Source organism: Providencia sp. LY12 (assembly GCF_057621555.1).
The window spans coordinates 2628046-2640615 of record NZ_CM172594.1 but is presented as its reverse complement, the minus strand read 5'-3'; the positions used below and the strand labels follow the sequence as shown (position 1 = coordinate 2640615).

The following is a 12570-nucleotide window of genomic DNA, read 5'->3' as shown; positions in this document are numbered from 1 at the left end:
ATGCGTTTCTTACCTGTCAATTTAAGCGCGTTTATGGTTGAACTGCCAAGTCTCGAACAAACGATGGCACTGACAGACTCATTAATGCATCGGCCCATTAAAGGTATCGAAGAGATAACCCCAGCGGCGCGAACGGTATTAGTGCGTTATAACCCAGCCATTGAGCATGTTAATACGATTGTGCAGCAAATTTCCCAGCGCAATATTGAAGGCGGCGAAGCTAAAACGGGAAAATTAGTGACTATTCCCGTGCACTATACTGGGGAAGATTTACCGGAAGTCGCGGAGTATTTAGGCGTCTCTATCGAAGAGGTGATCCGCCGTCATACTGAAAGTGAATATCTGGTGGCATTTAGTGGTTTCGCCCCCGGATTTGGTTATATGGTATCGAAGCAAGCGCAATTACAGGTACCGCGCCGCCAATCCCCTCGAGTGCGAATTCCTGCTGGTTCAGTGGCATTGGCGGGGGAGTTTAGCAGCGTGTATCCACAAGCCAGCCCCGGCGGTTGGCAACTGATAGGTCAGACTGATTTAGCTGTGTGGGATATTAATCGACCAGAGCCAGCCCTCTTACAAGCGGGTTATCGGGTGCAATTTGTTGACCAAAGCAAGAGTTCCGTGAGCTACAGTTTACCGAACCAAACTGACATTAAACCTATCGATAAGAACCAAACGTACGATCTCACTGTGCTGGCAACAGGGCTACAAACCTTATTTCAGGATAGAGGGCGTATTGGGCAGTCAGCGTTAGGGATCTCCGAATCGGGAGCGATGGACAAATCGGCGCTATACAGTGCAAATCGTTTGGTCGGTAATTGTACTCAATCCACTGTACTGGAAGTTACACAAGGCGGCTTAAAAGTCCGTGCTAATCGGGACCTGTTGGTTGGTCTTACAGGTGCTGAATGCCCTGTCACCATCACCACGGAAGACGGGCAGATATACACCTCAGCAACCTACCAACCGATTCACCTCGCGAAAGGGGATGTCATTCAATTAGGACGCCCAACCAAAGGTGTACGTAGCTATTTTGCAGTACGCGGAGGCTTTTCTGTGGCGCCAGTTCTTGAGAGCTGCTCATTCGATACTTTAGCTCAGGTAGGTCCCGCGCCATTGATGGTTGGGCAATCTTTATCGATTGATCACAAAATGAATCATCGCGCCATTTCGCTCTCAGAATCGCCAGCCTTTGATTACCCAACCGCGGATGACGTGGTGGTATTGGATGTGGTAATGGGACCTAGAACAGATTGGTTTACTGAACAAGCTGCGGAATTACTGCGCCAGCAAGTTTGGCAAGTGACTGCGGCTTCAAACCGTATTGGGTTACGCCTTGCAGGTGAAGTGCCGCTAAGCCGTGAACTGTTGCAAGAATTACCAAGTGAAGGCACCTGTATTGGCGCGATCCAAGTCCCAGCTAATGGGCAGCCGGTGTTATTTTTAAATGACCACCCATTAACTGGGGGGTATCCGGTGATAGGGGCGGTGTGTGACTATCATTTGGATCTTGCAGGGCAAATCCCCGTGAATGGCAAAATCCGCTTTAATCCATTACGTGAATTTTATCAACTTGAAGGGAGTCATGAAGCTTATGAATACCAATAATAAAAATGCACAGCATAAGGTATTGATTGCCAACCGTGGTGAGATCGCCGTACGTATTATTCGTGCTTGCCGCGATTATGGTTTTGCGTCTGTGGCGGTGTATGCCGATAGTGATATTGACGCATTGCATGTCAACATGGCGGACGAAGCTTATGGGTTAGGTGGCAATACCCCAGCACAGAGCTACTTAAACATTGAGAAACTGATTGAGGTAGCAAAAAAATCCGGTGCAACCATGGTGCATCCGGGCTACGGTTTTCTTTCTGAACGTGCTGAATTCGCGCGAGCAGTACAACAAGCTGGATTAATTTGGATTGGTCCAAGCCCAGAGAGTATTGATATTTTAGGGGACAAAGTTCAAGCCCGACATATCGCCTTACAAGTGGGTGCGCCGCTTGTCGTGGGAACCAAAGATCCCGTTGAAACCGCCCAAGAAGTGGTGCAGTTTGCCCATCAGCATGGGTTACCAATCGCGATTAAAGCCGCATTTGGCGGCGGTGGTCGCGGTTTAAAGGTGGCATGGCAGATGCACGAAGTGGAAGAGTTATACCACTCTGCGGTGCGTGAGGCGACAGCGGCATTCGGTCGCGGGGAATGTTTTATTGAGCAATTTTTGCATAACCCTCGCCATATTGAAGCGCAAGTCATCGCCGATACCCACGGTAACGTTGTTGTCGTGGGAACGCGGGATTGTTCGTTGCAACGCCGAAACCAAAAGCTGGTGGAAGAGTCTCCAGCCCCGTTTTTAGCCCCTGAACTGGAACAGCAAATCATTCGTGCTTCCACAGATATTTGCCGTAAAGCCGGCTATGTGGGCGCGGGAACGGTCGAGTTCTTATTAAGCCAAGAAGGCACTTTATCCTTCTTAGAAGTGAACACCCGTTTGCAGGTTGAGCACCCAGTCACAGAAGAAACAGCAGGAATTGACTTGGTGGTTGAGCAGCTACGTATTGCGGAAGGTTTGCCTCTGAGTATTCAAGAAACGCCTAAACCTCGTGGTCACGCTTTTGAATTTCGTATCAATGCGGAAGATGCAGGGAATGGCTTCTTACCAACGCCGGGAACCATTTTACGTTTTGATGCGCCATCAGGACCAGGCGTCCGTGTTGATAGTGGCGTTGAAACAGGCAAAACCATTCCCGGTACCTTTGACTCGCTAATGGCAAAATTGATTGTGGTCGGTCAAACCCGTGAACAAGTGATTGTACGTGCTCGTCGCGCATTAGCTGAATTTAAGATTGAAGGGGTCGCATCCGTATTGCCTTTCCATCGCGCAGTCATGGAACAAGCAGATTTTTGTGAGAATTTTAAGGTGCATACCCGTTGGATTGAAACAGAATTTAGTGTTGAGATCCCCCCAGCGAAACGCCAATTACCACAAGCTGAACATGTGTTAACACGGTCATTTATTGAAATTGACGGGAAACGCTGCGAGCTGGGTTTGCCCGCGCAACTGTTTGCTGGAATGGCAGTTAATCCAACAACGGTAACGCCATCATCCCAAGGAGTTGAAAATAACCCTAACAGCGTGAACGCCCCCATTTCTGGTGTGCTATACAACTGGCTAGTTCCTCAAGGAAATAAGGTAACAGAAGGGGACATTATTGGCGTGATGGAGGCAATGAAAATGGAAGTTCAAGTTATCGCCCACCGTTCAGGGGAACTGAAATATACGGCTAAACAAGGGGATTTTATCAATGCAGATAATAAAATTGCGGAGATTATCTAATCGCTAATGGCGATTAATCGTTAATAAGGGGTGGCGAATAGCCACCGCCTTACCTATTTGATCGTAACTCAACGTGATTTGCGTTCCGGTAAGTTGCGTACAGGTAATGGTGGATTAGGTGCGGGCACGACACTTTTTTCCTCTTTGGCGATTTCATCGCTATCACGATAAACCTCACCACATAAGAAAAACAAATTAGGGCGTTTTGCCTCTAAATAGGATTTTCGGCTCATGCACTGTTCTTGGGTAAAAATGGTTTCGGTCACGGGTAATGCATCGCATGAATCAGTGCCACAAGGACTGACCCACAAAGCCCAACCGATAAGTACCATATGTCCTGCCATTTATCTTGCCTTCCCACTCACCGCTAATGAAGTACACCCAAGATGTCAAATTAACACGCTCAATATATAGGGGCGCGTTCTTTGTCTATAAAATGCTTTGTCTATAAAATATAAGTCAAATTCTAACATTGGATTAAATAAATGTATGTATTCATACGATAGATAAATTTAAATTCACATTAAACAGCAAATAAGAATGCGTGATCGAGCATTTATCATTATCAAAAAAAGAATACTTATCTTGATGCAATAAAACTTGATGCAATAAAAAACAGTAGGGAGTTACTGAGAGTCATCGCGATTATTTTAGGGCTAGCTCGCAAATAACAAAATTTTTATCTGCAAATTTGTGTTTTTAGATCTCCATCCTGTCAATTTGAACTATTTTTATCTACGATGAACTCGATATCGTAATAATAATCGCAATAATAATATAAATAGGTAACTTATGAATGCCATGGAAGAAGTGCTTTCATTTTGGTTTGAAGAATCGACCCCAAAACAGTGGTTTGAAAAAAGCGAGAAATTCGATTTAACCATCGCAAAACGTTTTACTGCGCTCAGTGAACAGGCGGCAAAAGGGGAGCTAGCTTATTGGCGAGCCTCTATTCGCGGTCGTTTAGCGGAAATTATTATTCTTGACCAGTTTTCCCGTAATTTATGGCGAGATACCCCAAGAGCGTTCGCGCAAGATGCGATGGCGCTAGCACTGGCACAAGAAGCCATTAAACAGCCGGATTATCATCTGCTTACGCTATCTCAGAGAAAATTTATGTTAATGCCGTTTATGCATTCAGAATCGAGCTTTATCCACCTGCAAGCGGTGGAGCTATTTCGTATGTTGGGGGATGATAGTACGCTGGACTATGAAATGCGCCATAAGGCTATTATCGATAAGTTTGGGCGCTACCCGCATCGCAATGAGATTCTCGGTCGGCCATCAACTCGAGAAGAAATTGCTTTTCTACAGCAACCTAACTCGTCATTCTAATTCGTCTACATAAAAATGAGTTTGCTTACGTGCTAGCAAACTCATTTTCTTTTAAGGTTTATTAACGGAAAAGTTCGGCCGTGGCAGGCTGTAAACCGAGCTGTTTTTGCACACCAGCCAAATAGGTCTGAGTGATTTTGGCAAGGGTAGGGTAAAACCCATGTTCAGTTGACGTTTGCTGAACCAGCGTTAAGTAACGTTCCGCCCAAGGTAATAAATGCTGCTCGAGTAATTCCACAATGGCATCGTCTTGACCTTGCTCTGCCAGTGCTGAAATGGCCATTAACATCAAACCAAATTGGTCTTCCGGCTCCCGTAATCCCGTATCAGTAACCAATCCATGGGACATCAAAAATTGGCGATAGGCGCTGGTGGAATCCCCCATAACGGTGTTGTCGTGAGACAGATATACCGAGCCCCACGGTGGTGCTGGCATTGCACCTTGACCTTCAAAAAGAATTGAAAAATCATAGGTAAGCGTATCTGCTGGGTAATCACTTAATGCCTCACAATCGGCAATCAGCTGAGACGGTTCTTGCCAATCATACAGGGATGGGATCTCACGCAGTACAGGTTGTAACGTTTGAAACGTGGGGGTTTCAGGAGAGTAGTAAAACATTCCCCCTAAAATACGAAAAAGAGTGGTATCGAGAGTTTGCATGATATTACCTATAAAGCTGCAATTAATTTAAAGCTTCAATTAACTTAAAAGAAAGAGCCTGAATTCAGGCTCTTATATTATTATTTATTTTATACTGCTAACCATAATCTGTGGTTATAGCACCTTACATGGTGATTTGCCACAGGTTATAAAAGGCAATACGGCCAGACAATTCTGCGAGTAATACGGCTGCTGCACAGGTCAGTAATGGAATTTTTGGTGAACGTTGCTTGATAGCGAACCCAACGAATGCCGCTAAAGCAATCGCTAATACAATCACTTGGAAGCCCCAAAAACCAGTCTGCTCTGCGCTTAATGCGGGTGCAGTTTCGCTTAAAAATGCTTGGTAGCTGGCACGGCTGGCAAAAATCGCAAAGGTACCGACTAAAAACGCCGTTAATCCTAAACCACGAGCGCCGATTGCCATTGCAAGTGCGCCACCACCCACAAACAGGGTTGTCCACATTTGCAGCGTAGTGAATTGGGTATCCCAGCTAGCAATGGTTGCAATGTTATACACTTGCGGGATTGACCAAACGAACGCTAATCCTGAAATCACCGCCGCAATGTTAGACAGCTCACGCAGAGCGGCTTGTTTAACAAAGTGGGTGAAAAACAGCGTAGCGGCAGCACAACCCACAAATACGCCACTTAAGAACGCTTCATTACTCATTGGTGAGCGGCCCACGCCCAACAACATATTGAAGAAACGCAGTGGTTGACCGACGTGCAGTGCGCCAATACCCAAGCCAATCATTACAATGATAAACCCGACAATATTGGCTGTTTTCAGCTGTTTATCGTCAATTGAGCCCATTTTTTTTGCAATATAAGCTAACAGAAATAAACCCGCCGCGGATTGCCCTAAGACAGTAAAGAAAACCAGTGGTAACTCATGCATATTAGACCTCCGCAGGGTTTTTCAATTCGCCACTTTTATCACCTGATGGCTTAGCATCTTTGTGTGGCTTGATGACGATATTCGGGTTAGTCAGGCTTGGATCTGGCATCGGTGCAATGCCGCACTCCGTACCGTGTAACTCACGTAAAACGGTAATATCATCGAAATCTAAAGCGCGCTGCGGGCAAGACTCTACACAAACCGGCTTCATTCCTTTTGCGACACGTTCATAACAGCCATCGCATTTGCTCATCAGTTTTTTCTTTTCGTCAAACTGTGGCGCACCGTATGGGCAGCGCAGTTCACAGTAACGACAGCCTACGCAGATAGACTGGTCAACAACCACTAAGCCATCTTCACTGCGTTTGTGCATTGCACCAGTTGGGCAACCTTCTACACAAGTTGGATTCGAGCAGTGGTTACACGAAATAGACAGGTAGTAGCTATAGACGTTTTGTTGCCAAATACCGTCTTGTTTCTGCCAGCTACCGCCACCGAATTCATACACACGGCGGAATTTAGGACCTAAATCTAAATCTTTTTCGTCCTTACAACTTACCTGACAGGTTTTACAGCCAGTGCATTTTGTGGAGTCAAAATAAAAGCCATACTGTTTCATCAATTAACTCCTTAAGCGCGTTTGACTTCAACAAGGTTAGTATGTTGTGGTGTGCCTTTCGCCAGTGGAGAAGGGACATGGGAGGTTAGGGTGTTGATACAACCACCAACATCTAAACCTTCGGTATTCAATGTGCGCCATGCACCTTGAGGAACCGCAATCACACCCGGTAAGACGCGCTCAGTCACTTTGACTTTAATCTGAATACGCCCGCGATCATTGAAGATTTCAGCTAAATCGCCGTTCTTCAAGCCACGTTCCTGTGCATCAATTGGGTTTAACCAGAATTGATGAGGAATAGCTTCACGCAGCATAGCCACGTTGTAATAGGTTGAGTGAACATGACCTTTATCGTGGAAGCCCGTCATTAATAAAGAGTGTTTTTTCTGTGCAGCTTGCGCTTCAACACCTTCTCTATTCACACAATATTCAGGAATAGCTGGAATACGCTGACCTTCTGGAAGTTCCCAGTTTTTCACGCGTTCAGCCAGTTTTTCGGAGTAAATTTCAATTTTGCCCGATGGTGTTTTCAGTGGATTATTCACTGGGTCATCACGGAAGCTTTTCAGTGCCACGTTTTCAGCACTATTAAGGAACTTACGGTCGATGATCCCTGCGCCATCAGTCTCACTAAACTCAGGTAAATGAGGCATTTTTTCACGGGTTTTGTTGTAGCAAAACTCAATCCATTCTGCGTAGGTGCGACCTTCAGTGAATTGATCTTTCACGCCCATTTTTTCTGCGATTTCGACTAATACATCGTAGTTTGGACGGTTTTCCCACAGTGGTTCAATGGCGTTTTGTAGACGCACCAGATAGTGATAAGCCCCACTTGCGTAGGAGTTATTGATCAGGTCGTTTGTTTCGACGGTGGTCACATCTGGCAGCAGTAAGTCCGCATATTTTGCCGATGGAGTGTCGTGGTTATCCCAAACAAGGATAAACTCACATTTTGATTCATCAGACAGAATTTCATGGGTCTTATTCAAGTCACCATGCTGGTTTCCGATGACATTACTGGAATAACACCACATAAATTTGATGTCATTATTCAGCTTATCAACGCCTTTGATCCCACCATTTTCTGCGGTTAATTCTTTACCGCGTACAATTGCTTCTGACCACATATACGTTGGGATCAATGCTTTCACAGGGTTTGGCAAGCCAAATCCAGCCACTGGATAGGCAAAACTGTTACCCCATAAACCGGTGTTAGTCCCTGAACGACCGATATTGCCAGACATAATAGGCAGCATCATGATAGAGCGACAGGCTTGCTCACCATTTTCGGTACGTTGTAAGCCCCAGCCTTGTGAGATCCAAGCACGTTGAGCGTTACCAATTTCACGGGCTAACTGAATGATTCGTGAAACCGAAATACCCGTTAATTTGCTCGCCCACTCAGGGGTTTTTGCAATCCCATCAGGACCATTGCCTAAGATGTAATCTTTGTAAGAGGCATTACGTGGTGCTGAAGCTGGCAGGGTTGATTCATCCCAGCCTACACAGTAATTTTTCAGGAATTCTTCGTCGGTTAAGCCTTCTTGGATCATCACATAACCCAGGGCTGCCACTAACGCGGCGTCAGTACCTGGATAAATAGGGATCCATTCAGCGCCTAATGTTGTGACGCTATCGGTACGGCGTGGGTCGATAATGATGACTTTTGCTTTGCTCTTATCGAGGGCATTGAGTGTTTCATAGAACTGACCACCACCGGACATACGGGTTTCAGCCAAGTTATGACCGAACATCACCACGAGATCGGAGTTTTGGATTTCAGTTAAATAAGACTCTTCCACACTGCCGTAAACATATGGCGTAATTTCCATTAACTGTGCGTAGGAATAAGTTCCGTAGTCACCTAAAAATCCACCCGTTAAACTTAGAAGACGTTTACAGGCTGCACGACCGTGCAAGTTGGCACCCGTTGAACCAGAACCATATTGGTAATAAATGGCATCGTTGCCGTATTTATCGATGGTGTATTTCAGTTTTTCCGCAATGATAGTGGTAGCTTCATCCCAGCTAATTTTTTTGAACTTACCTTCACCACGTTTACCCACACGCACCATTGGGTATTTTAAACGGTCTGGATTATAGGTTTTCCAGCGAACTGAACGACCACGCAGACAAGGGCGAATCTGATGTTCTCCCAGTGTTGAATCGTCATACATGGTTTCATTGGAAATACGGCTGATAACGCCATCTTTCACATGAACTTTTAGAGGGCAGCGACTACCGCAGTTAACTAAACAAGCGCTGTAGCTGATTTTCTCACTGACTTCGTCAGGCATGATGGTTGGTGTTTTTGCTTGAGCAGCAAAAGGCAGAGTGATTGAGCCTGCAACGGCGGCTGCACCCGCTACGGTTGCGGAGGTCTGAAGAAACTCCCTCCTGCTCAGTTCTGCGAAATGAGTATTTGTTTTATTTTTATGCATTGACATTGCCTATATGTAAATAACGTATTAGGTATGTTCAATATGTTAGAAAAAATACCCATCACTAACATGATATGCATCAACAATATCCTTGAAAAAACCAAGGGAAATATTTTTATTTATTTAATTTATAAGGAGTTTTCTTGTCATAGATGCCATTTTTGTTCTGTTTTTATTATCAATCGTTATATTAAAAATTATATAATGGTAGGGTGGGATCTGTGAGTATAAGAGGGGTTTCCCCCTCTAGGTAGGCTGGCCATGTTTGCTAATCATTAAGTAGTATTTATAAGTTACCTATGATGAGTTATTTATTTGTTGAATGACCTAAGAATCGAACATCATTACCGGTAGGTGATTGATGCACAGATAAATTGAACTGCGGCAGAATGGAAAAAATATGGTCAAAAATATCCGATTGGATGCGTTCGTATTCTAACCACACTGTCGTGTTGGTAAACGCGTAAATCTCAATTGGGATACCGTTTGAGTCTGACTCTAATTGGCGAACCATGATGGTCATATTTTTATGGATCTGCGGGTGAGCGCGTAGATACGCTTCAATATAGGCGCGAAATGTCCCGATATTAGTGAGGCGTCGCTGGTTGAGTGGCGTCGCTTTATCCTCTGGTAAAGCAGAGTTGTAGACCTGGATCTCAGAGACTTTTTTCCCGATGTAAGGCTCTAATAAGTTGGCTTTTTCAAAGTTGCTAACTTCTTCAGGTTTCAAAAAATGAATACTATTGGCATCGATACGTAGGCTACGCTTGATACGGCGCCCGCCTGATTCGGTCATGCCTTTCCAGTTTTTAAAGGAATCTGAAATCAGGGCATAAGTTGGAATGGTGGTGACGGTATTATCCCAATTTCGAACTTTAACTGTGGTCAATCCAATATCAATCACTGCACCATCGGCACCGTATTTCGGCATTTCCAGCCAATCGCCAATGTTGACCATATTATTCGCAGAGAGCTGAATACCGGCGACTAATCCCATAATCGGGTCTTTAAACACCAACATCATGACAGCTGTCATCGCACCTAAACCACTGAGGATAATCAACGGAGATTTACCAATCAGTAGCGCGATGATCATAATCGAAATCAAAACAGTGGCGATAAGCTTAATACTTTGGAAAATACCACGTAGCGGGAGATGTGCCGTTTTTGCCGCACGTTGTAATACACCCAGTGTGATATCCAAAATGGAATAAATCGTCAGTAAGCCAAACAGCAAGCACCATGCTTGGGAAGCGACATTCAATACCATTTGTGTCGTTGAGCCCGAAGATAGCCATAAGGTGGACTGAATATTGACCACAATACCTTGAATAATAAAGGCAATTCGATTGAACAGGTTATATTGGGTGAGTTGATGTTGCCAACCGGAACCCGCTTTTAATCCTCTTTTTTCAATCGTGGGAAGCAAAATTTTGTGCAGAAAAAGATGCAAAATCAGGGCGACAATCAGTATCAGCCCAAGAACCATTAAGAGAGAGGCAAGGGTGGCATAGTCTTGATTAAACTGGCGAGCCCAGTCGAGCAGTTGCTGCTGCATAAATTCTCCTTTATTGCGTTATCCATAAATGACGACCCAGTATAAGCAAATAGGACTTAAGTTTGGTTGAAATTACTAACATTTACATAACATTACTGTGAATGAGCCATTTCCTATTGCTGTCCTCTTACTGGGGACATAATGTTTTATGACCCAGCATGGTTAGGAATTCACAATAAAATGCACATCGAGAATAAAGCCAAAAAACCATTTATTTTGCAGTTTATCTTACTGCCTGCACTCATTTGCATGCCGCTATTTGCTCAGGCTTCTAACCATCAAGGTGATGAAGGTAATGGTAAGCATAAGGGTGACTATTATTATTATGATCATGATGACCATCATCATAAGCACAATAAAAAGCATAAGCATAAGGGTAAAAAATATGACTGTGATGTGAAAAAATACTCAAGTCATTATGATAACTCTTTGATTAGTATTAATATCAATTTCGGCGATGTTCGCCCCGTCGCCGTCAATTATGGGTTAGTAGGTTATAAAGGGCTTCCTCCAGGTATTGAAAAACAGATCCGTCGAGGTAAGCCGCTGCCACCAGGAATTGCTAAAAAAGCGTTACCTGCCTCGTTTAGAGCCTGCTTGCCAACTTACTCTGGGTATGAGTGGCGAATGAGTGGTAAAGATTTGCTGTTAGTTGCGATTAAAACAGCGATAGTGGCAGAAATTATTGAGAACGTATTTGAATAAAAAAAACGGCCTTAAAAAAGGCCGTTAGCAAAAATTTGCAAATACTTGAATGAGGTAAATGAAAGGTTTGATTGACTATGGTTTAACTAACTAAAGTTTAAAGCAAATTACATAAAACGCTTGGACAGTAATTCAACAACTTCTTGCAGGTTAACGAAAAATTCTTTGATGCTTTTCATGTTCGCTCCGAATGTTAATGTGTGATCTTGATCACGTAGGAGCATTCTAGTTTTTTATTGATCAAAGTCAATAATCAGCCAAAAGATATTTTAAATATTAAACTAATTTTTAGGTCGAACCTTGTAAATTATTGTTTACAGCTTACTCATCATGCCGGCTAATTACCTTGCATAAAGGTTTTGCTGGATGAAATGGTGGCTAGACCTGATAGTGCCTGCATGCTTTGTTCGTGTAGTTCAATGGTTGCAGCGGCGCACACATCTTCGAGGACATGACAAAAATAACCTAAATCATGGGCTTGTCTTACGCTACTTTGGATTGCCATCACCGAACTGACGCCACCGAAATAGAGCTGAGTAATATTATTATCGTTAAGCCATTGGTGGAGTTTATTGCCTGCAAATGCAGAAACGCCTTTCTTAATGATCACTCTGTCTTGCATATGAACGACCAAATCTTCCACCCAATGGCAGCCGTAGCCACTTAATTTTAATGCGCCTCTCTGTTTAGCTTGTGAAAAAAGTGGGGAGCCAGCAGGGATATCTTGATAATTATCGCTAAAGCCAACTTTGACCCAAATAACAGGAATACGCTGACTTCTTGCGTAATTAGCGGCTTGATTCGCCTTTTCAATAATATTGCGGGAATTGACTTGGGAATAACTGCTATTGGATAAACCGTTTTTACCCACAATATCGTTAATAAGATCAATGATGATTAGCGCCTGTGACATTATTGCCCCTTTTTATGGCTAAGTAATTTAACGTAAAAGGGGATTGTAATGTTTATTATGCACTAGGGATGTTAACTGAATAACATTATTTTAAATAATGGTA

Annotated in this window: 11 protein-coding genes; 4 read left to right on the top strand and 7 right to left on the bottom strand. The window is 43.9% G+C overall.

The genetic code is table 11. The annotated features are described in order from the left end of the window. Entirely contained in the window at positions 1-1605 is a 1605-nt protein-coding gene (locus ACY3ZI_RS12600) for a 5-oxoprolinase subunit B/C family protein (RefSeq protein WP_211886031.1), read from the top strand. Then, on the top strand, positions 1592-3334 hold the full coding sequence (locus ACY3ZI_RS12595; protein WP_487375285.1) for an acetyl/propionyl/methylcrotonyl-CoA carboxylase subunit alpha: 1743 nt from the start codon (positions 1592-1594) through the stop codon (positions 3332-3334). The genes ACY3ZI_RS12600 and ACY3ZI_RS12595 overlap by 14 nt, the downstream gene beginning before the upstream one ends. Positions 3335-3402: 68 nt before the next feature. Here ACY3ZI_RS12595 and ACY3ZI_RS12590 read toward each other — a convergent pair whose 3' ends face one another. Further along, positions 3403-3678 carry a hypothetical protein gene (locus ACY3ZI_RS12590; protein ID WP_036952907.1) on the bottom strand — a complete coding sequence of 92 codons (276 nt, stop codon included), beginning with the start codon at positions 3676-3678 and terminating at the stop codon, positions 3403-3405. 448 nt (positions 3679-4126) lie between these two features. Between ACY3ZI_RS12590 and ACY3ZI_RS12585 the strand changes: the two genes are divergently transcribed. Beyond that, positions 4127-4669: a DUF924 family protein gene (locus ACY3ZI_RS12585; RefSeq protein ID WP_036952909.1), complete on the top strand. Its 543-nt coding sequence runs from the start codon at positions 4127-4129 to the stop codon at positions 4667-4669. Between the two features lie 61 nt (positions 4670-4730). On the opposite strand, the gene ACY3ZI_RS12580 is transcribed toward ACY3ZI_RS12585, so the two are convergent. From ACY3ZI_RS12580 to ACY3ZI_RS12560, 5 genes are all read right to left on the bottom strand, one after another. Continuing rightward, a complete protein-coding gene (locus tag ACY3ZI_RS12580) occupies positions 4731-5330 on the bottom strand; it encodes a molecular chaperone TorD family protein (RefSeq protein ID WP_211886029.1) in 600 nt (199 codons plus the stop codon). A 124-nt stretch (positions 5331-5454) separates the two neighbouring features. Beyond that, on the bottom strand, positions 5455-6231 hold the full coding sequence (locus ACY3ZI_RS12575; RefSeq protein ID WP_487375284.1) for a dimethyl sulfoxide reductase anchor subunit family protein: 777 nt from the start codon (positions 6229-6231) through the stop codon (positions 5455-5457). Between the two features lies 1 nt (position 6232). Further along, on the bottom strand, positions 6233-6850 hold the full coding sequence (locus ACY3ZI_RS12570) for a DMSO/selenate family reductase complex B subunit (protein WP_036952921.1): 618 nt from the start codon (positions 6848-6850) through the stop codon (positions 6233-6235). Between the two features lie 11 nt (positions 6851-6861). Continuing rightward, positions 6862-9291, bottom strand: coding sequence for a DMSO/selenate family reductase complex A subunit (locus tag ACY3ZI_RS12565; protein ID WP_487375283.1), 2430 nt, complete (start codon positions 9289-9291; stop codon positions 6862-6864). A 307-nt stretch (positions 9292-9598) separates the two neighbouring features. After that, entirely contained in the window at positions 9599-10849 is a 1251-nt protein-coding gene (locus tag ACY3ZI_RS12560) for a mechanosensitive ion channel family protein (protein ID WP_036952924.1), read from the bottom strand. A gap of 141 nt (positions 10850-10990) precedes the next feature. On the opposite strand from ACY3ZI_RS12560, the gene ACY3ZI_RS12555 reads away from it, so the two are divergent. Next, a complete protein-coding gene (locus ACY3ZI_RS12555; protein ID WP_442959111.1) occupies positions 10991-11554 on the top strand; it encodes an anti-virulence regulator CigR family protein in 564 nt (187 codons plus the stop codon). A 337-nt stretch (positions 11555-11891) separates the two neighbouring features. Here the strand turns inward: ACY3ZI_RS12555 and ACY3ZI_RS12550 are convergent, their stop codons facing one another. Then, positions 11892-12467 (bottom strand): cysteine hydrolase family protein, encoded by a 576-nt coding sequence (locus ACY3ZI_RS12550; RefSeq protein ID WP_487375282.1) that lies wholly within the window; start codon positions 12465-12467, stop codon positions 11892-11894. Between the last annotated feature and the right edge of the window lie 103 nt (positions 12468-12570).

Bases quoted from the DNA above. Each gene is read 5' to 3' on its own strand.
- ACY3ZI_RS12600 (WP_211886031.1), top strand. From the start codon at position 1: ATGCGTTTCTTACCTGTCAATTTAAGCGCGTTTATGGTTGAACTGCCA.
- ACY3ZI_RS12595 (WP_487375285.1), top strand. From the start codon at position 1,592: ATGAATACCAATAATAAAAATGCACAGCATAAGGTATTGATTGCCAAC.
- ACY3ZI_RS12590 (WP_036952907.1), bottom strand. From the start codon at position 3,678: ATGGCAGGACATATGGTACTTATCGGTTGGGCTTTGTGGGTCAGTCCT.
- ACY3ZI_RS12585 (WP_036952909.1), top strand. From the start codon at position 4,127: ATGAATGCCATGGAAGAAGTGCTTTCATTTTGGTTTGAAGAATCGACC.
- ACY3ZI_RS12580 (WP_211886029.1), bottom strand. From the start codon at position 5,330: ATGCAAACTCTCGATACCACTCTTTTTCGTATTTTAGGGGGAATGTTT.
- ACY3ZI_RS12575 (WP_487375284.1), bottom strand. From the start codon at position 6,231: ATGCATGAGTTACCACTGGTTTTCTTTACTGTCTTAGGGCAATCCGCG.
- ACY3ZI_RS12570 (WP_036952921.1), bottom strand. From the start codon at position 6,850: ATGAAACAGTATGGCTTTTATTTTGACTCCACAAAATGCACTGGCTGT.
- ACY3ZI_RS12565 (WP_487375283.1), bottom strand. From the start codon at position 9,291: ATGCATAAAAATAAAACAAATACTCATTTCGCAGAACTGAGCAGGAGG.
- ACY3ZI_RS12560 (WP_036952924.1), bottom strand. From the start codon at position 10,849: ATGCAGCAGCAACTGCTCGACTGGGCTCGCCAGTTTAATCAAGACTAT.
- ACY3ZI_RS12555 (WP_442959111.1), top strand. From the start codon at position 10,991: ATGTTTTATGACCCAGCATGGTTAGGAATTCACAATAAAATGCACATC.
- ACY3ZI_RS12550 (WP_487375282.1), bottom strand. From the start codon at position 12,467: ATGTCACAGGCGCTAATCATCATTGATCTTATTAACGATATTGTGGGT.